This window comes from Flavobacterium frigidimaris, from assembly GCF_002217275.1.
Classification (GTDB): domain Bacteria; phylum Bacteroidota; class Bacteroidia; order Flavobacteriales; family Flavobacteriaceae; genus Flavobacterium; species Flavobacterium aquidurense.
This window is the reverse complement of sequence record NZ_MUGV01000016.1, coordinates 1-23,578: the sequence shown is the minus strand read 5'-3', so window position 1 is coordinate 23,578 and position 23,578 is coordinate 1. Positions and strand designations below refer to the sequence as shown.

Here is a 23,578-nt window from a genome sequence, read left to right as displayed (position 1 = left end):
TAAATGGAATTTGATTTTCTAGAACCAGTTAACGACGGAATTTTACAGTTCATTAGTTCGTTGTCTTCACAAGAATTGGGTAGCAAGATTGTTTTGCATACTCAGGATCAGTTTCCTGATATTAGCAAGGTGCAGATAGCTATAGTAGGTGTTTTAGAAGATCGCAGGAACATTAATATGGTTAATGAAGTTAACCTTATGGCTGTTCGTAAAAAGTTGTATAGTATGTTTCCCGGTAACTGGGATGCTTCTGTCGCTGATTTGGGCGATATACTTGCAGGTGATTCTGTTGACGATACTTACTTCGCATTAAAAAAGGTAACGGCCGCTTTAATTAAGAATAAAGTGATTCCTATAGTCCTGGGAGGTTCGCAGGATTTGACCTATGCTTTGTATCGTGCTTACGATGATTTAGAGCAAATGGTAAACATGGTGGCGGTTGATAATCGATTTGATTTTGGAAAAGAAAATGAAACGGTTTCAGCTAATTCTTATCTGACTAAAATCATTATAGATGAGCCAAATAACCTTTTTAACTATTGTAATATAGGGTATCAGACCTACTATAATTCGCAGGAAGAAATTGATTTGATTGAAAAGTTGTTTTTTGATGCGTATCGTTTAGGTGAGATTTCGAATAAGATTGCTTTGGCTGAACCCGTTTTTAGAGATGCTGATTTGGTAAGTATTGATTTAAATTCGGTAAAGTCTTCAGCTTCAGGAAATAATGTTACTTTTGAACCTAATGGTTTTAACGGAAAAGAGATTTGTTCCTTAGCAAGATATGCAGGAATTAGTGATAAAGTTTCATCGTTTGGAATCTTTAATCACAATAGTACCTTACATGAGTCAGCTATGATTGCTCAGATTGTTTGGTATTTCATTGAAGGATATCATTATCGTTCTAAAGAATATCCGTTTGGTAGCAGAACTAACTATTTGAAATACATTGTGCCACTGGAAGATGAGGAACTGATTTTTTACAAAAGTGATAAAACAGACCGTTGGTGGATCGAAATTCCGTTTGTGTCGAATGGGAACAATAAATTGAAAAGAAATACGTTATTACCGTGTTCGTACGACGAATATTTGTGCGCTTGTAATCAAGAATTGCCAGAAAGATGGTGGAAAGCACAAAGAAAAAATGCTTTATAAAAGATAATTTTAGAAAAAATCTTAATTTTTTGAAATTATCAAAAATAATTTAAGATAATTTAGTAGGAAAATAAATATATAATCTAAAATTTAACGTTTTACGTCGATATTTTGTGCTAGTTTGTCGATAAAATATTTTTTTTTTATTTTATTTAACATTATTTTTGAACAGTAAAATAAATTTCGCAACTAGTATTGTTTTTTAGATAAATAATAAATACGTTTACGGACTTATAATAATGAATAGATAATCCCAAATTTATATGAAGAAGTTTTTTGCATTTGCAGCAATGTTATCACTAGTAATCGGCTGTGGTAAGTCAGGTGACAAGGGTGAGTTAGTTGGTGTTACAGGAGGGAAATGGCATCCTGAGAAACCTTATGGAATGGCATTAGTTCCTGGTGGATCCTTTATTATGGGTAAATCAGATGCTGATTTAGCTAATGTAGAAGACGCTCCTACTAAAACGGTAACTGTTCGTTCATTTTATATGGATGAGACTGAGATCACAAATAGTGAATATCGTCAGTTTGTAGAGTGGGTAAAAGACTCTACAATGAGAGTTCGTTTGGCTATTTTAGCTGATGAAACAGGACAAAAATCTACTGGTGATAAAGGTAAAAAAGGCGGTAGTATCGCTGATTATGCCTTTAATGATTCTGAGCCAGATAAAATGACGGCTTATGATAAATACATGTATGATAACTACTATAGTGTTGGAACGAAAGATGATCCATATGCTGGTAGAAAATTAAACAAAAAAGTTAAGTTAATTAAAGATACAAAAGCTTATCCGGATGAGTATTACACTGAAGTAATGGATTCTATGTATTTGCCAATTGAAGAATCATACAATGGTTTAAGAACAATTGACGTAAATAAATTGAAATTCCGTTATTCTTGGATGGATATTCAGGCTGCTGCAAAAGCCAAAGTAGGAAAAAGAAAAGACTTCGTTAAAACAGAACAGGTAAGTGTTTATCCTGACACAACAGTTTGGATTAAAGATTTTGCTTATTCTTATAATGAGCCAATGCACAATGATTATTTCTGGCACAAAGCTTACGGAGATTATCCTGTAGTTGGTGTTACATGGAAACAAGCTAAAGCTTTTTGTGCATGGAGAACTTTGAACAAAAACAGTTATATTAAATCTAAGAAAAAAGGACGTGACTTAGTAAATGCTTTCAGATTACCTACAGAGGCGGAATGGGAGTATGCTGCAAGAGGAGGTCTGGAATCTGCAACTTATCCTTGGGGAGGTCCTTATACTAAGAGTGACAGAGGTTGTTTCTTAGCAAACTTCAAACCAAGCAGAGGAGACTATGCTGCTGACGAGGCTTTGTATACTGTTGAGGCTAAATCTTATGAAGTAAATGGTTACGGATTATATAACATGGCAGGAAATGTTTCAGAATGGACTGACTCGGCTTACAATCCAAATGCATACGAATATGTTTCTACAATGAACCCTAACGTAATTGATGGAAACAATCAAAGAAAAGTGGTTCGTGGTGGATCTTGGAAAGATGTTGCTTATTTCCTACAGGTAAGTACACGTGATCACGAATATGCTGACTCAGCAAGAAGTTATATTGGTTTCAGAACTGTACAGGATTACATGGGAACTCAGGTAACAGGAAGCAAAAAGAAAAAGTAAATTATAATTAAATTCAATATCCAAATCAATCTATTTTATTAAAACCTAAAAAAAAGTATTATGGCATTATTAAGTAAAAAAGCAATGAATTTCGCTTATGGTATGGGAGCGGCAGTAGTAATTATTGGAGCATTATTCAAAATTACTCACTTTGAAATCGGACCATTAACAGGAACGTTAATGCTTTCTGTTGGATTAGTAACTGAGGCGTTAATCTTTGCTCTTTCTGCTTTCGAACCAGTAGATGAAGAATTAGACTGGACTCTTGTTTACCCGGAATTAGCGAATGGTCAGGCTAGAAAAAAAGCTGACAAAGTTGAAACACCAACTGATGCCCAAGGGTTGTTGTCTCAAAAATTAGATGCAATGTTGAAAGAAGCTAAAATTGACGGAGAATTAATGTCAAGCTTAGGAAATAGCATCAAAAATTTCGAAGGAGCTGCTAAAGCAATTTCTCCAACTGTAGATTCTATCGCAGGACAAAAGAAATATGCTGAAGAAATGTCTATGGCTGCTGCACAAATGGAATCATTAAACAGCTTATATAAAGTACAATTAGAGAGTGCTTCAAGAAACGCACAAGCAAACAGCGAAATCGCTGATAATGCTTCTAAATTAAAAGAACAAATGCAATCAATGACTGCAAACATTGCTTCTTTAAACAGTGTTTATGGTGGTATGCTTTCTGCAATGAGTAACAAAGGATAATTAGTTTTTAACTATTATATTAAAATTATTAATAAGAACTAATTAGAAAAAAATGGCAGGAGGAAAATTAACCCCTAGACAGAAGATGATTAACCTGATGTATCTGGTTTTCATCGCAATGTTAGCAATGAATATGTCCAAAGAAGTTTTATCTGCTTTTGGATTAATGAATGAAAAATTTGAAAGCGCTAACACATCTTCAGAACAATCAAATGCTGGTTTATTGATGTCGTTAGATCAAAAAGCTGCTGAAGCAAAAGGAGAATTCGCTATTGCTGCAGTTACAGCTCATAAAGTTGAAACAGCTTCGAAAGAATTTTATGCATACATCGGATCTTTGAAAGGTGATGTTTTAAAAGGTTTCGAATCTGATAAAGAAACAGGAAAATTACCTTATGAGTCTATGGACAAAGGTGATAATATCGACAACTGGTTTACTGGTGAGGGATATACTGCTAAAGGAAATGACATTATCGCACATATTGAGGCTTATAAAGCTGCTATGAAAGCTGCTTTGGCAGATAAAAAATATGCTGCTATTGTTGCTGAGATTGAAAAGAAATTTGATGTTTCGGATGTGAAAAACAAAGAAGGTTTAAAAGATAAGTATTTAGCTTACCACTTTAAAGGTTTCCCTGCAGTTGCTTCATTAGCTAAACTTTCGGCTTGGCAAAATGACGTTCAAAAAGCAGAATCTGATGTATACAGTGCTGCTTTAGGAAAAGCTGCGGTAGCTGCTGCTTCTTACAGTAACTATCAAGCGATTGTTGTTTTAGACAAAAATGCTTATTTCCAAGGTGAGAAAGTTACAGGTAAGGTAGTTTTAGGTCGTTATGATGAAAATACTAAACCAACTTCTTTCCAGGGTCCTGGACAAATCGTTAACGGACAAGCTGTTATTTCATTAACTGCTGGTGGTGTTGGAGAACAGGATATCAATGGACAATTTACGTTCTTAGAGGATGGAAAAAACATTCCTTTGAAATTTAAAGGAACTTACGTTGTAGTACCAAAACCAAATTCAGCTACTATTTCTGCTGATAAAATGAATGTGGTTTATAGAGGTGTTGTTAACCCAATCTCTGTTTCATTTGCTGGTGTTGATGCTAACAAAATTGTTGCAAGTGCTCCAGGTCTGGCTTCTGCTGGAAAACCTGGTAAATATAACATGAGCCCTGGTTCAGGTACTGAAGCTACTATTTCTGTTACTGGAACTTTACCAAACGGTGACAAAGTTACAGATAAGAAATCATTCAGAATTAAAGGTATTCCTGGTCCAACAGGTACAATTAGAGGTGAAATGGGTGTTGTTAAAGGACCTAAATCTAACTTAGAAATTGCTACTATTGGTGCTAAATTACTTGATTTTGATTTTGAAGTTGGTTTAGATGTTGTTGGATTTAATTTAAAAATTGCAGGACAGCCTACAGTTGTTGTTACTGGTAATAAATTAAGTGCACAATGTAAATCAGTTCTTGCTAAAGCTGGAAGAGGTGATCAGGTTACTATTTCTGAAATTAAAACTAAACTTGTTGGAGCTGGTAGTTATTTATTACCACGTACTGCTCCGGTAATTTACGAAATACAATAATAAAGTAGGTAAGACTACATTCAATATCTTATAATGATATCATGATGAAAGTAAGAAATTTTTTAATAGCTATTGTTTCTATCGCTGGAGGTTTTGCTTCTCATGCGCAATCGAATCTGCTTAATGCAAAAACACCGGCACAGATAGGACTTAAGACTCCTGCACAACTTATCTCAGACAACGATAAGCCTTTAGCTTATGGTTACGTAGATGATAGAGATGTCTTGATGGGAAAAACAACTTGGGAGATCATTGATTTGAATGAAAAAATCAACTTTCCATTATATTTTCCTGTAGATACAGCTAATATTGGTTCTGATAGACGTTCGCTTTACGATGTTTTGACGAAAGCCATCAAAAGTGGTAAAGTAACTGAAGTTTATACTGATAGTTATTTCAATACTAAAAAATCTATGAAAGACATCGAAGGATCGTTATCTCGTATTGATACAACTGATGCTGGTAGAGAACTTATTAACCAATATCCTGATGATTACAAAACTCACGTTGTGAAGAAAAAAGTAGTTACAGGTACTGGTAAAAAGAAAGTGGTAACTTATGTTGATGAAACAGTTGGAGCATCAAGAACAGTTCCTTCAGAATACATTTTGAAACAAGATTTAACAGCTCAGGATGTTACACAATACAAAATTAAAGGATACTGGTACTTTGACAAACGTCAAAGTGAATTGAAATATCGTTTACTTGGAATTTGTCCGGTTACTCCTGATGTTTATACAATGAACAGTGATGAGAAGGATTATATCGAGTTATTCTGGGTTTTCTTCCCTAATTCTAGAGAAGCGTTACATGAAGCAAAAGCTTTTAACGACAATAATTCAGCATTGCCAATCTCATTCGATCAGATCTTAAATTCAAGACGTTTTAATGCAGTAATCTACAAAGAAGAAAACTTGTACGGAGATCGTGAGATCAAAGAATACATGAAAGATAACGCACAAAACCAATTATTAGAATCTGAAAGAGTAAAAGAGAAGATTCGTAATTTTGAACAAGATATGTGGAACTACTAAGTTTCTATATTACATTTTAACAGAAACTCTTACTACCTTTGTAGTAAGAGTTTTTTATTTTATAAAAATCTTTAAAAACGGTTGTTAGACTTATGGTGTTTGCTTCAGTTCTTTAAAGGTTGTAAGGAGATTTAAGATAGCTATAATCACTGATACAGGATTGGTTAGATTTTAACAAACATTATTGTAGGAAAAATAATAATATAATAGAAAAATTCGCGTTTGTTTATTTAAATTATATAATGATGAAAGTGAAGAATTTTTTAATTGTAGTTGCTAGTATAGCAACGGGTTTAGTTTCAAATGCGCAATCAAATCTGCTTAATGCAAAAACAGCTGATCAGATTGGAATTAAGACTCCAGCCCAACTTATTTCGGACAATGATAAGCCTTTGGCTTATGGTTATGTAGATGATAGAGATGTTTTGATGGGAAAAACAACTTGGGAGATTATTGATTTGAATGAAAAAATTAACTTCCCATTGTATTTTCCAGTAGATACAGCTAATATTGGTCCGGATAGACGTTCTCTCTATGACGTTTTGACGAAAGCCATCAAAAGTGGTAAAGTAACTGAAGTATATACGGACAGTTATTTCAACACTAAAAAATCTATGAAAGATATCGAAGGCTCTTTGTCTCGTGTCGATACTACTGATGCTGGTAGAGAACTCATCAACCAATATCCGGATGATTACAAAACGCACGTTGTGAAGAAAAAAGTAGTTACGGGTACTGGCAAAAAGAAAGTGGTAACTTATGTTGATGAAACAGTGGGAGCGTCAAGAACAGTTCCTTCAGAATACATCTTAAAACAAGATTTAACAGCTCAGGATGTTACACAATATAAAATTAAGGGATATTGGTATTTTGACAAACGTCAAAGTGAATTAAAATATCGCTTACTGGGTATTTGTCCCGTAACACCTGATGTCTATACTATGAACAGTGACGAAAAAGATTATATCGAGTTATTTTGGGTTTTCTTCCCTAATGCAAGAGAAGTACTTCATGAAGCGAAAGCGTTTAATGATAGTAATTCAGCGATGCCGATTTCTTTTGATCAGATTTTAAATTCCAGACGTTTTAATGCAATCATCTACAAAGAGGAAAATATGTATGGAGATCGTGAGATCAAAGAATACATGAAAGATAATGCACAGAACCAATTATTAGAAGCTGAAAGAGTAAAAGAGAAGATTCGTAATTTTGAAGAAGATATGTGGAACTACTAAGTAGGTAAATTACATTATAACAAAAACTCTTAGTACCTTTGTAGTAAGAGTTTTTTTATTTTTTACCTATAGTACATGTTAGATTATATAATCGTCGGATCTGGATTGGCTGGGATTTCTTTTGCTGAGATTGCCCTTAAAAACAATAAATCTATTTTAGTGATAGATGATAAATCTCAAATATCATCCAGAGTTGCTGGCGGACTATATAATCCTGTTATTTTAAAGCGCTTTAGTGAGGTTTGGAAAGCAGAAGAACAATTGGTTTTAATGGAAGATTTTTACCATCAGATTGAAGCTAAACTGCAAACGAAAGTTAATTTTAAATTACCTATTCTTAGAAAGTTTTTCTCCATCGAAGAGCAGAATAACTGGTTTGCAGCTTCAGATAAACCATTGCTGGCTCCGTTTCTTTCAACCAAATTAATCTTTAAAAAGTATTTCGGAATAGATTCTCCTTTTGATTATGGCGAAGTTTTGCATACCGGTTATGTCGACACTTCACTTTTGCTGGATCAGTATCAGAATTATTTAATAGAAAATAAATTATTACTGCAAGAATCGTTTCTATATGATGTTTTAATTATAAACGATGATTTTGTTGAATATAAAGGTGTTAAAGCCAGGCACATAATTTTTGCAGAAGGTTTTGGTTTGCATGCAAATCCATTTTTTCAGGATTTGCCTTTAGATGGTACCAAAGGAGAACTCTTTATTATAAAAGCACCAGAACTAGATTTAGATGTAATTGTCAATACCAGTGTCTTTATTTTGCCTTTAGGGGATCATTTGTTTAAAGTTGGCGCGACATACAATTGGAAAGACAAAACAGATAATCCGACGGAAGAAGGAAAAACGGAATTAGTTGAACGTATTCAGGAAATTATCAACTGCGATTTTGAAATCGTTTCTCATTTTGGAGGTGTAAGACCAACGGTTCGTGATAGAAGGCCTATTATCGGAACACACCATAAGTATCATCCTTTGCATTTATTAAATGGCTTAGGAACCCGTGGAGTCATGCTTGGGCCTGCAATGGCAAAGGACTTATTTGATTATATTGAAAATAATAAGCCTTTGGATCCTACAATCGATATTGAACGATTTTATAAAAAAAGGAAATAGGATTATTTTTTTCCGGCGTTTGGATCGTACGAAACAAACATGTTAATATACAAGTTTCTTGAAAGTCGTAAGACGAAGGGAAATAATACAATCAAAGCGATTACGATTGTTAAAAAGGATTGCTCTATAGAAGCTCCAAAAAACAGAAATGAGACAATAAAGGCTGCAATTCCTACTGCAACATTTAATCCATAACTTACATACATTGCGCCATAAAAAAACGACGGTTCGATTTGATATTTTAATCCGCAATGACTGCAATTTTCGTTCATTTTGAGAACTTTAGTCAAATGAAGCGGATTTTTGTCCGAATACATGCTCTCATTTTGACATTTTGGACAACTTCCTGTTAAAATACTATTTAGTTTGGATCCTTTTTTTAACATTTGCAAAAAATTTAAACAAAGGTACATTTTTTAAACCTTTACTGCTTGTAACAATAGTCACAAATTATGCTTAATATACACAATCTTTCAGTTTCTTTTGGTGGAACCTATTTATTTGAAGAAGTTACTTTTCGTTTGGGCGCCGGAGACCGGGTTGGTCTTGTTGGTAAGAACGGAGCGGGTAAATCGACAATGCTTAAAATGTTAGCAAGAGATTTTGCTCCTGATTCTGGAGTTATTTCTCAGGAGAAAGATATCAAAATGGGATTTTTACGTCAGGATATTGATTTTGAACGAGGAAGAACTGTATTAGAAGAAGCCTATGAAGCTTTTACTGAAATTAAGATTGTAGAAAAAAAACTAGAAGAAATCAATCATCAATTGGTTACCAGAACCGATTATGAGAGTGAAGAATATAGTCAAATTATTGAAGATTTATCTGATTATACCCATCGTTTTGACCTCCTTGGAGGTTATAATTATGTGGGAGATACAGAGAAAATTCTTTTAGGACTTGGTTTCAAAAGAGAAGTTTTTAATAACCAAACCGAAACGTTTTCAGGAGGTTGGAGAATGCGTATCGAGTTGGCTAAATTATTATTACAGTCCAATGATGTATTGCTTCTGGATGAGCCAACCAACCACTTAGATATCGAGAGTATCATCTGGTTAGAGAGTTTCCTTCGTAATTATCCCGGAGTTGTGGTAATTGTATCGCACGATAAAATGTTCCTGGACAATGTTACCAATCGTACGATTGAAATTTCATTAGGAAAAGCATATGATTTCAATAAGCCCTATTCTCAGTATTTAGAGTTACGCCACGAAATTCGTGAAAAGCAATTGGCAACTCAAAAGAATCAGGCTAAGAAAATTGAAGAAACAGAAAAATTAATCGAGAAATTCCGTGCAAAAGCTTCAAAAGCTTCTATGGCGCAATCATTGATTAAAAAATTAGATAAAGTAGAACGAATCGAAGTTGATGAAGACGACAATTCGGTAATGAATATTTCTTTTCCAGTTTCAAAAGAACCGGGAAGAGTAGTGGTTGAAGCAGAACACGTAACAAAAGCTTACGGTGATAAAGTTATTTTAAAAGATATTGATTTATTAGTAGAACGCGGAAGTAAAATTGCTTTTGTGGGTCAGAATGGTCAAGGAAAATCCACTTTTATTAAAGCCATAGTCAATGAATTTGAATATCAGGGTAATATAAAACTGGGACACAATGTGCAGTTAGGTTATTTTGCTCAAAATCAGGCTGAATATCTGGATGGCGAAATTACTTTGTTGCAAACAATGGAAGATGCTGCAATGGACACGAACCGCTCTAAAGTTCGCGACATGTTAGGTTCATTTTTGTTTCGTGGTGATGATGTGGAGAAAAAGGTAAAAGTACTTTCTGGTGGTGAACGTAACCGTTTGGCGCTTTGTAAATTATTACTACAGCCAATCAACGTTTTGCTGATGGATGAGCCTACAAATCACCTGGACATCAAATCTAAAAATGTATTAAAAGCGGCACTTCAAAAATTTGGCGGAACTTTATTACTGGTTTCGCACGACAGGGATTTTCTTCAGGGAATGTCGAATATCGTGTACGAATTCAAAGATCAAAAAATCAAAGAATATTTGGGTGACATCAACTATTTCTTAGAACAGCGCAACCTTGAAAACATGCGTGAAGTCGAGAAAAAAGATGTTGCCAAAGCAGCTGCTCCAAAGGAGACGAACAAAGCGTCATACGAAGATCAGAAAAAAGGAAAATCGCTTCAAAACCGATTAAGCAAAATCGAAAGTCAAATCAAACAATTGGAAAAAGACATTCAGCACGATGACAAAATGCTGGCTTCTAATTATGATAAACATATCGAAGATGCTTCATTTTTTACTGCATACAATAAAAAGAAAGCAGATTTAGATCAATTACTTTTAGACTGGGAAATCGTTCAGGAAGAGATCGATAATTTTAATGCTTAATTTTTAGTTTTCTTTGTTTCAGGTTTCAAGTTTCAGGTTCCTATCGTAGCCTGAAACCTGAAACCTGAAACCTGAAACCTGAAACCTGAAACCTGAAACCTGAAACAAACTACTTAATAATCCCAATAGACTTAGAATGCATAATCGCCTGACTGCTATCTTTAAAATAGCAAACCGAAACTTCTAAATTTTCTAAGTTTTTCAAAATAGCTTTTGTAGATTTTTTTTGAAATTTACCTGTTTGTCTTATATAAACAGCTTTTACAGTGACGGGAAAAATTTTGCAAATTCTCTCATACAACATAGGATCGTGCTGAGAATCATCTCCTAACAAAACGTATTTAAGGTTGGGATAGAATTCCAGAACATGTTTTATTTTATCAAATTTATGATCGTGATTACCACGGCCACTCATAAAAAAATCGGTAATGCCGCGTCTGATATCTTTCAGTAGAATAACCGCTCTTGGCAAGTGATGTATTTTGGTAAATTTCACAATAAACCTATACAGATTCCATTCACTGCTTGAAACATAAAAAAAGGCATTTTCTTCTTCTTTATTATGGCGACCTGCTGAACTTAGGGCTTGATAATGTGGTACAACATCTTTAAAAACCTTTCTGTCATTTACATTTTTAAAAAGCAGGATGTATATTTTTTTAAAGAAATTTTGGGTGTGAGAAATCAGGAAGGTATCATCAATGTCAGAAATGATTCCAAGATTTCCTTTGTGTGGTTTTATAAAACTGCCTTTTGCTGTTATAATTTCGGACTTGTATTTTATAAAGACTTCATATTCCATCCATCCAAAATCAAATTCTTTTTCAAGCGGAATACAAAACTTAAAATAACCGTCATCCAGCGTTTTGGTATGGATTTCCTGATCTCCAAGTTTAAGATAAATATCAAAATTTTGAAGGGTTTTGATCCTGAACTGATTAATAATTGAACGGGCATTTTTGAAGTTTTTCTTTTGAAAATCATAGTTATACGTTCTTTTGAAAACATGCCCCATCACAATTAATTCTTCTTCATTGGCATAACCGCGATATAATTGTAGTATAGGTTTCATTAATTACGTATATTTATATATGTTGTAAATTAATTATTTTAATTGACTTTAAAAATAAAATTTTGAAAAAGAATATCATATTCGTTGTAAACCCTATATCCGGAGACCTTGATAAATCAGATTTGATCGAGGCTGTTCAGGAATTTGCAACAACAAATCATTTTGTACTGGAGGTTTATGAAACTACTGGTAAAAGTGATCAGAAAAACCTACAAGCGCTTTATAATCAATACCAACCGGAACGAATTGTGGTGGCTGGCGGAGACGGAACCATAAAAACGGTCGCAGAAGCAATGGAAGAATTCGATGTAATTATCGGAATTCTGCCCGCTGGTTCTGCAAACGGATTGTCAGTCGATTTGAATTTGCCTGTAACTATTGAAGAGAATCTTAAAATTGCTTTTTTGAATCGTTATATCGAAATGGATATGATTTGTATCAACGGTAAAAAAAGTATTCATTTAAGCGATATTGGTCTTAATGCTGATTTGGTAAAGAATTATGAAGAGGGCGATTTACGTGGAATTTGGGGTTATGCATTACAGGCTTTTACCACTTTAAAAGATTCCAATGAACCTTTTTTAGCCACAATTTCGGCAAATAATGAAATTGTCGAACATACGGCAAGAATGATTGTGATTGCTAATTCTCAGAAATACGGAACGGGTGTGGTTATCAATCCGAATGGTGCTATGAATGACGGGAAATTTGAGTTAATCGTTTTAAAAAATCTTGATTTATTTTTAATTGGAAAAATTATAACGGGTAACATGCCAATTGATTCGGATGATGTTGTAATTATTTCAACAGAAAAAGCTACTATAAAGACAGATTATCCGGTGAGTTTTCAAATTGACGGAGAATATTGCGGAGCGCAAACGGACTTAGAAATTCACATTCTGCACAAGCAGATGAAAATTGCCATTCCTTAAAAACTTTGTCAAAGTTACTATTTGAACGGATTACGTTCCTGCCATTCTGTTTTAGGTTCCAGGTAATTAAAAAATCGGGCAATATTATGGTTGATTAAAGTATTGCTGTGCGTAATTAAACCGTACATTTTTAGTGGTTTTGCACCAACAGAGCTTTTGATTTCAAGTGCAGTTCTGGCAAAAACAATTTCTCGGAAGCCCTGATTAATAGAGTATGCAATCATGTCGTAAAGCATGTTTAAATACAACATTTTCTCTCGCTGAATACTTTCGTCATAACCAAGAAAATACGTGTCCATTATGGCTCCGTTTTTTATTAAGGTGTTGAAGCCAATTAGTTTTCCATCTAAAAAATAACCGTACAGTAAAAAATTATCTTTCATGATTTCTTTAAAAAAACTAAAATGGTTTCTGGCTAGAAAGAAAGTATTAAAAGGGGCATTTTTTGCCACATGAAAATATAGGTCATAAATGATGTCTTCATATTTTAAGATATCAGTTAAAGACATTTTCTGTTTTACAATTCCGTCTGCTTTTTTGCGGGCGCGCTTGTATTGATCACGATATTTTTTAGATAAAGCATCAATATAATCTTGTTCCGTTTTCCAGTTTTCATTAATTTCAAAAATCATATTGGGCTGTGTCGAAAACGTATAATTGTTTTTGAATTCAGCTTGCAGTGGTTTAATTTCTGTTTCGGTAAAATCTTTTATACTGGTAATATGAACTTTTTTTCCTTTTGCCTTCAACTCTTTTTTAAGCTGATTAATCGCTTTGTGAAGTGTTTTAATCGCTTTTGATTGTTTGATATTTTCAGCAAAAGCGAAAGCATTCTGACCTGTTAGCATATTATTGCCAACAAATAAGACATGTGAAGCAAAATTCTTAAAAGCAAAATTGCGAACGGAAGTTTTTAAACACTGATCACGATCACCAAAAGATTCTAGTTTTTCTGCAAATAAAAATTGAGTTATGGTAATTCCAACCAATTTTTCTTCTTCGAAAATTCCAATAAAATGGCAAATCATATTTACAGGACATGAATTTTCAAGAACCGTGAGATATTCCCGAGTCAAAAAAATGTTGTCAGCTGTTAGCGAATTCCACTCCAGAGGCAGTAATGATGCGCTATTGTATATTTCGAAAGAATAAGTTGTAGTCAAAAGTGAGAGCTAATTTTTTCAAAATTAGATAATAATTATAATAACTAATCTGGTTTAAGTTATTATTAAGAAAAACCCGTTTGAAATTGAAGAACAAACGGGTTTTATATGTGTAAGTTTATGCAAATGCGCAGATAATTCCTCCCATTAAAGTAAGTGTTAACATCCAGTATCCGGCATGAACAAAAATATATTTCCATGATTTTCTTTCGAATAAACCATTAATACCAATAATCGGAAGTGCAAAAAACAAACCCGACATGAAGCCATGAAGTGCTCCGTGTTTAAAAGTACGGTATGCCGTTCCGTAATCTGCCATAAAAGCGGCAAATGAAGGTTTTGCATTTGCTAACAAAGGTGGCCCGCCTACCATACCAACCGCGCCTGATTGATGGATGGTTAAGCTCATCAAAATTACGGTAATCATCAAAGAAAAGAGGTACGTAAATCCGAAGATTTTAAGCATATTTCCCGTTCGAAGTTCTTCTTGTGTGAAATTGTTTTCCCTCATCCAGATGGTTCCGAAGACTTTTGGATTGTACCAAATAAAACCAGTGACAAGCGTGACAACTGCAGCAAGTAATAATGCAATAAAGTTAATTTCCATAATATGAGGTTTTTAGAATTAGTTGGTCAAATTTAATCAAAAAACAATTCAGTTTGTCGATTTTATTAAGTAGTATAAATAGTGTTAAATATTTACTTATTAACACTTTATCGACATTTACTGCTTTATATCCGGAAAATGTATAATTTTAAACCGTAAACAAATCCCAAATTTTGTTATGAAAAGCTTAACCTCATTTTTTATAGCTTTTATTTTTTCATTGAATATTTATGCAGATACCGTTTCAGATAAAGAAAAAGATGCCTTAATTAAATTTTACTATGCGACAAATGGAGCAAATTGGAAAATTAAATGGGATTTATCTCTTTCTGTGTCAACCTGGTACGGTGTTCAGGCAGAAAATGGAAAAGTAATTGGTCTTTATTTAGAAGATAATAATCTGGTAGGAGAGATACCTGCTGAATTCTTTGATCTGATAAATTTAGTCACTATCGATTTGCATAAAAATAATTTGCAGGGAAAATTGCCTGTCGAGATTGGAAAATTAAAGCAACTCGAAGTGCTTTCATTATTTAATAATGAAATTCAGGGCGATTTACCGGGTTCGATATATCAAATTTCGACATTGAAAGTATTGCTTTTAAACAGTAATAAGTTATCAGGAACATTAAGTACTGAAATAATAAATTTTCATGCCTTGCAAAACTTAAGTTTGTTTGATAATAGTTTTGAAGGCGAAATTCCGAAAGGACTTGAAAAATTACATAATTTATCTGAAATGAATCTTTCTTATAATAAATTTAAAGGAACAGTTTCTAAAAACCTGGCCTTATTAGATCCACTTAATATGACTATGTTTGATGAAGAGGGAATCCCATTTTTATTAGAAATTAATACTGAAAAAGAAACTACAATTGTTACCCAAAATTAATCGTGCTTATGAATGAAAATTACTCTCGTTAAACAAGTTGATTAAATATATTTAGTTAATTGCTGAAAACCGTAAGTCATTACGGTTTTTTTTGTGCCTGTAAATTTTGGTATTTTTTTTTTGGATATTTCGAAGTGTGCAACATTATGTTGAAGAAGTTGGTGAGCGAAATCATTGTAAACTTAATTCGGTTTCAGATTCGATTTCTGATATGGGAATAACTAAATTAGGAATAACCTGGGAAATTAAAATTATTCCCGTAACAGCAAATAGCTGCGAGTTTGTAAATAAGGTTTTGGTCACTTCAACACCTGAATTTTTAGCAATATTAAAAGAAGCTAATATTTAAAATCTGGAAATGGTAAAGAGCCAGATGCTGCAAAATGTTGAAGCGCATAATAATGAAGAAACACCTTTGTTTGCTGCTGATATCCACAATAAAGTATTAGCTGGAAAGTGGGATTAAATTTCTGTTAAAACAGGAGAATAAAGAATTTATGAAAATAGAATTTTATATAACTTTGTCTCAAATTGATAATTTAAGATCAGTTTGTAAAACAACTTATATTTTTTCATAACTTTAATATTCGATTCAACTGAAATTAGGTTGAAGTGATGAGAAAATTAATTTTAAAACTTTTAATACTAAAATTATGGTAGTACAGTATCAAGGTGAACAACATGGAAAAGCGACCACTTTTACAATAAGAATTATTGGAAATAACTTGTCTAAAAGTAGTTCTAATTATCAGATAGATTTATTAGTAGGAGATAAACAATTACCAACTTTTACATCAGAAATACACCAAAGTTTGTCGAACTGTCTGAAAGAAATCTATTTGTTCAGAAAACATAACGGAATCGCATTTAATGCTTCTTCAGAGAAAATAAAATCACTTTTTGTGCCTTATGATCAGGTATTGTTCAACTACAATAAATACGCTTTGTTTAGAGCGTAAGCTTTTTATAACACTAAAAATAGTAAAAAGACCGTTCGTGAGAACGGTTTTTTTTGCTTTTGCATTACGCTACAAAAACAGCATCTTTGTAATATTTCTTTTTATATTCCAACGGAGACATACCTGTAATTTTTCTAAATACTTCGCGAAATGCTTTTACGTCAGAATAACCAACTTCGTACATTATTTCATTAATTGTTTTGCGATTTGTTTCAAATGCTTTTTTAGCAGCTTCTATTTTAACCCTTTGGGAATATTCAATTGGAGTGTTTCCGGTAGCTTTTATAAATCGTCGATCAAAATTTCTTCTTCCAACATTGAACTTCGTAGATAACTCGCTAACCGATATTTTTTCTTCAATATTTTTTTCAATGTACAACTGAACTTGCTGAACCAGTTCGTCATCGTGCTTTTTTTGACCTGTGAAAATCGCAAATTGCGATTGTGTGTTTCGGTTCATTTCTATCTGAAATACTTTTGAACAGTATATAGCAGTATTTCTGTCGTAATATTTCTCAATCAGGTAAATCATCAAATTAAGAAATGAATAGGCTCCGCCATTGGTGTAAATTCCTTGCTCATCCGTAATTAATTCGTCAACTTGTAAATTTACTTTTGGAAACATTTGCCTGAAATTCTCAGTTACAGACCAATGGGTAGAACAATTTTTCCCGTCTAATAATCCGGATGCTGCAAGCATAAATGCACCGGTACAAATGGTGGCAATTTCGGCACCGGTTTGATATTGTTTTTTTAACCAGGGTAACAATTGTTCATTATCTTGTAATGCTACATTATAATTATGATTTAATGAAGGTATAATGATAAGATCAGTTTTAGTAATTGACGAGATGTTAAGGTGTGGTCTTACAGTAAATAATCCGCCATTAAAATCTATTTCTTCAGAAATTCCGGCTAATTCTATTTTAAACAACTCTTTTTTGCCATTAGCCTTATTATAGGCATTTGCTCTACAAAAGATTTCGTAAGCGCCCGTGATGCTGGGAAGATTATTATCTCCATTTGGAACTATAATGGTAAGATGTTTCATCGTTTTTGTTTTTATTTTTAAGTAAAGATAATAAATGTTTTTGTCCAAAATGCCCCATCACAATGTCTAATAAACACCTCAATGTTTTGATTATTAGGTGGTAATTTTACAAAACCAAACTTCTCAGCATTATCTGTAACAATCTAAATAAAAAATGAGTATGGCAAAAATGACAGTGATTTACACAACACCAAAGGATAAGGAATTTTTTGAAAAACATTATTTTGAAGTACATGTTCCGCTCGCAAAACAATTGCCCGGATTACTAAAATATGAAGTTAATGATGGCCCTGTAGTATCGCTTACCGGACATAATGATGTTTATCGTGTGGCCAATTTGTACTTTGACTCTCTTGAAGTAATGATGGAATCTTTTAAGTCAGATATAGGACAGCAATGTGCAGTTGACAGAATGATTTTTGCTAGCGACGACGAAGTTCAGATTTATGTTTACGAATCAAAAAATACCTGATACATAAAAATTTTATAACTATTAAAACAAATGAAATGACAACAACAGCAACAACAATAGCACCCGCGTTATTTGTAAAAATGATATTGGACAGATGGGATGCCTCTATAGCAAATTGCGATACATTATTAAATTCCTTAAGCGACGAAACTTTGCAAAAAGAAATAGCTCCTGGAAAAAATCGTGGCATTTATTTGCTGGGACATCTTATTGCGGTACATGATGATTTGTTGGTTCTATTGGATATGGGCGAAAAACTCTATCCTGAATTAAATGAACCCTTCATCAAATCCCCAGATAAAACGGTACAACAATTACCCGCAGTATCAGAATTGAGAAGCTTTTGGGTACAACAGTCTCAAGCGATAAAACAAAAATTCGATAACTTGAAACCAGAAGAATGGTTCGAAAAACATACAGCTGTAAATGCCGAAGATTTCGAAAAAGAGCCACATCGCAATAAATTGAATATTGTCGTAACAAGAACATCTCATTTGCAATACCACTTGGGACAACTGCGATTACTTAAATAATTTAAAAAACTATAAAATGGGAGTATCAAATTTTAGTACCATCCTACTGGTCGATAATTCTAAAGAAGAAGTTTTTAATGCAATTAATGATGTTCGCAGTTGGTGGCAAGGTGAAGTAGAAGGAAATACAAATGTGCTAAATGACGAATTTAGTTACAGTGTGCCTGGTATTCATTTTTCAAAACAAAAAATAATTGAGATTATTCCAAATGAGAAAATCAAATGGCTTATTACAGATAGTAAATTAAGTTTTGTGAAAGACCAAACAGAATGGACAGGAACAAAAATCGTATTCGAAATTGCTGAAGTAAATAATAAAACGCAAGTCCGTTTTAGTCATTTGGGTTTGGTTCCCGAATTTGAATGTTACGGAGACTGCTCCAATGCCTGGAAAAAACTTATAGAAGAAAGTTTATTAAGTCGCATAACTACAGGAAAAGGGGTCAATGTTTTTGGAGAGTAATCTTTATCAGTATTTTGAATTGGTATTGAAAAATCAGGATTTTAGGATTGTGTATTCTTAAAAGAAAAGATTGTAAGTAAAAAAAAACACCACTTCAAGTGGTGTTTTTTTTACGTAGTAGTCTGATAGAACTTTTTAGTTTAATACTTTAAAAATTAGTATTTACTTTTTTAGAACGATCTGCAATGTGTGAGATAAGCCATATTGTTTGCCCATCTTTTACAAAGTATATTTTTTTTGTCTCTAAGTTTGGAATGCTTTCCAGACAGCTAACAAGTATATTATTTGCCGAAATAAGGTATTTCTGGTCATACGTGCTTAAAACCCGGGCCGCTTCTTTATTTGTTTTAGCAAGAGTTGTAAACTTGATGAAATTATTTTTTAAGATTGCATCGTAATTAAGAACATCTTCCATACTCAAAGAAACATAGTGCTCTTTAACGTTTTCATTATAATACAAGGTTGCAAATGCCCACACAGCTCCACCTGATAAATAGATTTTATCTTTTTTTAATAAAAGAGGATTTTTGTCAAGCAAATCTTTGATTTTTTTACGCAGTACAGAGTTAAAATCAAATGATTTTTCCTGATATACTGACATATCATTAACCTGATTTTGGTTGGCAACCGTTTTTTGTACAGCATCAGTAAGTGTCATGGTACCGAAGTCAAGCTCAAGAGGTATAAACGCTAATTTATCATCTTCAAGTTCATCGATGTATCCTCCTTTGGTAGTTTGAGCACCAATGTCAAGCAAGAAAGCGTTTGCATAATCTACAGGCGGAATCGCACCTTTAACTAACGTTTTAGGCTCTTCGTTAACATTAAGGATATCAAGATTTTTGTTAGTTAAAGTAGTAATTTTATTTTTTAAAACATCAATGTTGCGGGCAGATGAGAAGACCGGGGCAGCAACAATAAATATGTTTTGTTCAAGAAGCTTAAAATCTGTTTTTATTTTTTTCAATTGATTAGCAACTGTAATGCTGGCTTTGTCAATGTCGTCCTGCGTAAGTTCACCGTTGGCAGTAATGTGGTCGGCAAAACTAAAGCGTTCCGTTGCGAAGTACAAAATATCGTAATCCGCTTTCCTGATATTATTGACATCCAGGACTGAAACTTTTATAGCTCTTCGTCCAATTTCAATTCCGGCATAAAGACTTTTTTGAGCAAAGGAGTTGATTGAAAAAAATAAATTAAAAAGAATAAAAAATAAAATTTGGGATTTGTTTTTTTTAAGCATTGTGTTTAATTGTAGTTATGGTATTATTTATTTTTAAGTAAAGCCTTGGAAAAGTAGTTGGTTAACAGGTCTTAAATACTGCGAAATAGTATTAAAAATTTGACTGCAAATTTATAAAATCATTTACGAATACAAACCTACTTCTTAAGAAAACATATTATTTAATTGTTAAGGTGTCTTCTGAAATTGATGATTTGGCTTTTGTATTTCTAATCCGTTGAAAAAGAATAGGAAAAGTTGATGATTTAATAAGTTGTGAGTATTTACAGCTTATACTTTTTTAAAAATTATGGCGTAAAACAGCAAAATAGTATTGATTTCGTATGTTTTTTTATTCAATTAAGAATGTAAATCACTTTAAAACTGCCTTGCTATGTATGTTTTTGTACCATGCGAAAGGAGATTGTGGATGAAATTTTTTTTTCGTCGTTAGAAGAGGAAAAATAGTAGTCTTTTGCAAAAAATTACTTTTCCAAGCATCTCCTATTTTTATATCTCACTAATGTTAAAGTTTTGGGAATGTGGTTTTACGTAAGAATATTTAACTATTTTTAATGATATTTGTAAGTGAAGGTGTTATTTTATTGTGATAAATCCATTGAAGGATGGTATGTCTTGAAGTAAATCGAGTCATATTACAAATTTAATTGGAGGTATGTAGTCTTTAAAAAAGAGGGGTTTAAAAGATTTAATCATTTACTCTTATTGCATGAGTAAACTAAAATTATGCGTCATAAAAGCAGTGTCAGTTCGATATATTATAGCTATTAAAATATATAAAAAATTCTTGCGCAAGGATAGACATAAAACCAAATGTCTTTAAATGATTGGTTATTAACAAAACCTTAAAACCTTAAATCATGTTAAAAAACATTCTAAAATTAGAAGGAATTGAAGAATTAACTACAAAAGAGCAAAAAAACACAAATGGCGGGTACGTACCTAAATTACCAAAATGCAAACGCGAATGTACGGTAGTTGTAGACGGTTATGAAACCGGAGAATGTATGTGTTAAGATTGTTAATTATCGAACTAAATTATGAAATTAATAGAAAATCATAATCATGTAAATTAACAGTTGATGCTTTTTAATACTTTTATACTCTATAAAGAGTTCTCATGAAAAGGTGCGCAAATGTCTATATGAACTTTGCGCATTTTTTGTTTCTGAGAAATTATAAACCTTAGCCCTAAAAGAATAATTTTTAATTTGTTTTATAGATGATATAAAGAGCTGAAGAAAATAAGTAATTAGATTTGAGAATTAATAGATTTGAACTAACATGCTTTTGATAAATCATTATTCTATTTATACTTACTCAAATCTAGATTCAGAATAGTACCTACTCTGCTAAACTCTTCATTAATCTTTGCATTCAGGATTAGTTGTTCCTTTTTTACTGGATGATTGAAAATTAATTGATGTGCATGAAGCATCATTCCTTTCAGTTCATAATTCTCCAGCCATAATTTATTTTGTTTGTTACAACCATGTGGACGACTTCCTAAAATGGGATGAAAAATATGTTTGAAATGTTTTCGCAATTGATGCATACGTCCTGTTTCAGGAATCGCTTCTACCAAACAGTAACGTGATGTTGGTTGATTATTAAATTCTAATTCAACTTCGGCATTTTGTAAACGATGAAAGTATGTAATTGCATTTTGTTTAATATCATCATCATTGGTTAGATCATAATCAATCGTGAGTTCTTCGGGTGACCAACCACGTAAAATGGCTAAATATTTTTTTTCGACTTCGCGTGTGGCAAAAAGATCATTCATAATTTTCAAAATCTCTTTATCCAACGCAAATAATAATACTCCCGATGTTTTACGATCTAAGCGATGAACAGGATAAACATGTTGCCCTATTTGATTTCTCAATTCCTGAATAGCATAAACTTTTGCATCGCGTGCGTAAAATGATTTGTGTACTAACAATCCACTTGGTTTGTTGATTGCTACAATATATTCGTCTTGATAAAGAATTTCTAACATTTGGCAAAAATAAAAGAGATTTAGGTTAAAATCACTTTTATGACTTATTTATTTCTACGCTTGTCTACAAAGCGGAGCTTCTTAAATTAATTATAAGACTGCTAAAAATTTTCCAACTTTACGATTAGTTCTTTAATATTGTTTTGGACGACTTTTTAGAAACAGGAAAAACATTCTAAAAATTTAGTTTAAAGTCGGAGACTTTGACAGGTTTCCTTTTTCAATTATATTTGTTTAAAACTGTGCAAAATCAGTCCCGAAGATTTCGGTATTGCACAGCGTTAATAAGCAACACTAAGGAGAGTCGGGGATATTTTTTTATTTGGAAAATTGTATTTAACCGAAAAATTATTCTTCTTTTCACCAACTTAACCAAGTTCCAGAACGTTAAAGATAATTTTAAAAGATACCAGACGATGAATATAGCAGTTTTACTATTTGACGACTTTGAAACCTTAGATGTTTATGGGCCAGTAGAAGTTTTTGGACGACTTGTAGACTTATACACTATTAAGTTTTATTCGTTAAATGGTGGCCAAATAAAAAACAGACATGGAGTTTCTGTGTTGACCGAGAAAATGGAAGACGTCAGCGACAATTTAGAAATATTTATAGTTCCTGGTGGCTTGGGTACAAGAAAAGAAATTGAAAACAAATTACTCATAGACAAAATAAAAGAAATAGCAACAGTAAGCAAATTCGTGTTGACAGTTTGCACAGGAAGTGCGCTACTTGCAAGGACTGGACTTTTAGACAATAAAACAGCAACATCAAATAAACGAGCTTTTGCCTGGGTAATAACAAATGGGATAAATGTAAATTGGAACAAAAAAGCACGTTGGACAATTGACGATAAATATTATACATCATCTGGTGTAAGTGCAGGAATAGACATGGCATTGGGTTTCATAAGTGACCGACACGGCATTGAATTCGCAAGGCGAATTGCATTTGAAATAGAATATAACTGGACTGAAGACAAGGATAACGACACCTTTAAAATAGAATAAAAACTACCGCTAATTGATAGATTTTCGTTGCGTGTATATAATGATTGGCTATTGCTGCAAATTGAAAAATTTGATAATCGAATTGTAAATGTATTCGATCCGAGTTCAATAACTCTTTATAATTTATATTAGATTTAGTTTTAAAGTCGGAGACTTTGAGAAGTTTTCGTTTTTCAATTACATTTGTTTGAAATGGCGCAAATGTCTCTTAGACTTTGCGCAATTTTGTTTAAACAAAGTGGTGTAAAACAAAAAAAGCTTCAGATTTCTCTGAAGTTTTGTCTTAGTAGCGGGAAGCATTCAA

General features: G+C 32.8%; 24 protein-coding genes. 17 read left to right on the top strand and 7 right to left on the bottom strand.

Annotated elements, in window-relative coordinates; genetic code table 11:
• Window positions 1-3 precede the first annotated feature (3 nt).
• From B0A65_RS09115 to B0A65_RS09085, 7 genes are all read left to right on the top strand, one after another.
• Window positions 4-1,155, top strand: coding sequence for a formimidoylglutamase (locus B0A65_RS09115; RefSeq protein ID WP_074659874.1), 1,152 nt, complete (start codon window positions 4-6; stop codon window positions 1,153-1,155).
• Between the two features lie 263 nt (window positions 1,156-1,418).
• Window positions 1,419-2,816: a T9SS ring complex lipoprotein PorK/GldK gene (porK, locus tag B0A65_RS09110; RefSeq protein WP_074659875.1), complete on the top strand. Its 1,398-nt coding sequence runs from the start codon at window positions 1,419-1,421 to the stop codon at window positions 2,814-2,816.
• Window positions 2,817-2,876: 60 nt separating this feature from the next.
• Window positions 2,877-3,524: a type IX secretion system motor protein PorL/GldL gene (gene porL / locus B0A65_RS09105; protein ID WP_074659876.1), complete on the top strand. Its 648-nt coding sequence runs from the start codon at window positions 2,877-2,879 to the stop codon at window positions 3,522-3,524.
• Window positions 3,525-3,576: 52 nt separating this feature from the next.
• Window positions 3,577-5,115 carry a type IX secretion system motor protein PorM/GldM gene (gene porM / locus B0A65_RS09100; RefSeq protein ID WP_074659877.1) on the top strand — a complete coding sequence of 513 codons (1,539 nt, stop codon included), beginning with the start codon at window positions 3,577-3,579 and terminating at the stop codon, window positions 5,113-5,115.
• Between the two features lie 44 nt (window positions 5,116-5,159).
• Window positions 5,160-6,149 (top strand): type IX secretion system ring subunit PorN/GldN, encoded by a 990-nt coding sequence (porN, locus tag B0A65_RS09095; protein WP_074659878.1) that lies wholly within the window; start codon window positions 5,160-5,162, stop codon window positions 6,147-6,149.
• Between the two features lie 245 nt (window positions 6,150-6,394).
• Window positions 6,395-7,384, top strand: a complete 990-nt coding sequence (gene porN, locus B0A65_RS09090) for a type IX secretion system ring subunit PorN/GldN (protein WP_074659879.1) — start codon at window positions 6,395-6,397, stop codon at window positions 7,382-7,384.
• Window positions 7,385-7,459: 75 nt separating this feature from the next.
• The gene (locus B0A65_RS09085) at window positions 7,460-8,509 is read left to right on the top strand and encodes an NAD(P)/FAD-dependent oxidoreductase (protein WP_074659880.1); all 1,050 of its coding nucleotides are present in this window, start codon (window positions 7,460-7,462) and stop codon (window positions 8,507-8,509) included.
• Window positions 8,510-8,511: 2 nt separating this feature from the next.
• Here B0A65_RS09085 and B0A65_RS09080 read toward each other — a convergent pair whose 3' ends face one another.
• The gene (locus B0A65_RS09080) at window positions 8,512-8,895 is read right to left on the bottom strand and encodes a DUF983 domain-containing protein (protein WP_074659881.1); all 384 of its coding nucleotides are present in this window, start codon (window positions 8,893-8,895) and stop codon (window positions 8,512-8,514) included.
• A gap of 66 nt (window positions 8,896-8,961) precedes the next feature.
• Here B0A65_RS09080 and B0A65_RS09075 point away from each other — a divergent pair, with 66 nt between their 5' ends.
• Window positions 8,962-10,875, top strand: a complete 1,914-nt coding sequence (locus B0A65_RS09075) for an ABC-F family ATP-binding cassette domain-containing protein (protein ID WP_074659882.1) — start codon at window positions 8,962-8,964, stop codon at window positions 10,873-10,875.
• A gap of 109 nt (window positions 10,876-10,984) precedes the next feature.
• On the opposite strand, the gene B0A65_RS09070 is transcribed toward B0A65_RS09075, so the two are convergent.
• Window positions 10,985-11,947 (bottom strand): App1 family protein, encoded by a 963-nt coding sequence (locus B0A65_RS09070; protein ID WP_074659883.1) that lies wholly within the window; start codon window positions 11,945-11,947, stop codon window positions 10,985-10,987.
• A gap of 62 nt (window positions 11,948-12,009) precedes the next feature.
• Here B0A65_RS09070 and B0A65_RS09065 point away from each other — a divergent pair, with 62 nt between their 5' ends.
• Window positions 12,010-12,879 (top strand): diacylglycerol/lipid kinase family protein, encoded by an 870-nt coding sequence (locus B0A65_RS09065; protein ID WP_074659884.1) that lies wholly within the window; start codon window positions 12,010-12,012, stop codon window positions 12,877-12,879.
• 17 nt (window positions 12,880-12,896) lie between these two features.
• On the opposite strand, the gene B0A65_RS09060 is transcribed toward B0A65_RS09065, so the two are convergent.
• Window positions 12,897-14,042, bottom strand: coding sequence for a peptidogalycan biosysnthesis protein (locus B0A65_RS09060; protein WP_074659885.1), 1,146 nt, complete (start codon window positions 14,040-14,042; stop codon window positions 12,897-12,899).
• A 118-nt stretch (window positions 14,043-14,160) separates the two neighbouring features.
• Window positions 14,161-14,649: a DUF1761 domain-containing protein gene (locus B0A65_RS09055; protein WP_074659886.1), complete on the bottom strand. Its 489-nt coding sequence runs from the start codon at window positions 14,647-14,649 to the stop codon at window positions 14,161-14,163.
• Between the two features lie 178 nt (window positions 14,650-14,827).
• Here B0A65_RS09055 and B0A65_RS09050 point away from each other — a divergent pair, with 178 nt between their 5' ends.
• From B0A65_RS09050 to B0A65_RS09040, 3 genes are all read left to right on the top strand, one after another.
• The gene (locus tag B0A65_RS09050) at window positions 14,828-15,541 is read left to right on the top strand and encodes a leucine-rich repeat domain-containing protein (protein ID WP_074659887.1); all 714 of its coding nucleotides are present in this window, start codon (window positions 14,828-14,830) and stop codon (window positions 15,539-15,541) included.
• A 136-nt stretch (window positions 15,542-15,677) separates the two neighbouring features.
• Window positions 15,678-15,890 (top strand): hypothetical protein, encoded by a 213-nt coding sequence (locus tag B0A65_RS09045; protein WP_123890307.1) that lies wholly within the window; start codon window positions 15,678-15,680, stop codon window positions 15,888-15,890.
• Window positions 15,891-16,194: 304 nt separating this feature from the next.
• Window positions 16,195-16,500, top strand: coding sequence for a hypothetical protein (locus B0A65_RS09040; RefSeq protein ID WP_074659889.1), 306 nt, complete (start codon window positions 16,195-16,197; stop codon window positions 16,498-16,500).
• A 64-nt stretch (window positions 16,501-16,564) separates the two neighbouring features.
• Here the strand turns inward: B0A65_RS09040 and B0A65_RS09035 are convergent, their stop codons facing one another.
• Window positions 16,565-17,551 (bottom strand): GlxA family transcriptional regulator, encoded by a 987-nt coding sequence (locus tag B0A65_RS09035; protein WP_074659890.1) that lies wholly within the window; start codon window positions 17,549-17,551, stop codon window positions 16,565-16,567.
• Between the two features lie 160 nt (window positions 17,552-17,711).
• On the opposite strand from B0A65_RS09035, the gene B0A65_RS09030 reads away from it, so the two are divergent.
• From B0A65_RS09030 to B0A65_RS09020, 3 genes are read left to right on the top strand one after another with little or no spacing between them, the layout of a single operon-like run.
• Window positions 17,712-18,023, top strand: coding sequence for an EthD family reductase (locus B0A65_RS09030; protein WP_074659891.1), 312 nt, complete (start codon window positions 17,712-17,714; stop codon window positions 18,021-18,023).
• Between the two features lie 35 nt (window positions 18,024-18,058).
• Complete coding sequence (locus B0A65_RS09025; protein WP_074659892.1) at window positions 18,059-18,556, top strand: DinB family protein; 498 nt, start codon at window positions 18,059-18,061, stop codon at window positions 18,554-18,556.
• A gap of 16 nt (window positions 18,557-18,572) precedes the next feature.
• Window positions 18,573-19,019 carry an SRPBCC family protein gene (locus B0A65_RS09020; RefSeq protein ID WP_074659893.1) on the top strand — a complete coding sequence of 149 codons (447 nt, stop codon included), beginning with the start codon at window positions 18,573-18,575 and terminating at the stop codon, window positions 19,017-19,019.
• A gap of 148 nt (window positions 19,020-19,167) precedes the next feature.
• On the opposite strand, the gene B0A65_RS09015 is transcribed toward B0A65_RS09020, so the two are convergent.
• Window positions 19,168-20,262 (bottom strand): exopolyphosphatase, encoded by a 1,095-nt coding sequence (locus tag B0A65_RS09015; protein WP_074659894.1) that lies wholly within the window; start codon window positions 20,260-20,262, stop codon window positions 19,168-19,170.
• A gap of 860 nt (window positions 20,263-21,122) precedes the next feature.
• On the opposite strand from B0A65_RS09015, the gene B0A65_RS23250 reads away from it, so the two are divergent.
• The gene (locus B0A65_RS23250) at window positions 21,123-21,278 is read left to right on the top strand and encodes a hypothetical protein (RefSeq protein WP_207556417.1); all 156 of its coding nucleotides are present in this window, start codon (window positions 21,123-21,125) and stop codon (window positions 21,276-21,278) included.
• Between the two features lie 290 nt (window positions 21,279-21,568).
• Here the strand turns inward: B0A65_RS23250 and B0A65_RS09010 are convergent, their stop codons facing one another.
• Entirely contained in the window at window positions 21,569-22,264 is a 696-nt protein-coding gene (locus B0A65_RS09010) for a pseudouridine synthase (protein WP_074659895.1), read from the bottom strand.
• A 416-nt stretch (window positions 22,265-22,680) separates the two neighbouring features.
• On the opposite strand from B0A65_RS09010, the gene B0A65_RS09005 reads away from it, so the two are divergent.
• Entirely contained in the window at window positions 22,681-23,274 is a 594-nt protein-coding gene (locus B0A65_RS09005) for a DJ-1/PfpI family protein (protein WP_074659896.1), read from the top strand.
• Window positions 23,275-23,578: the final 304 nt, after the last annotated feature.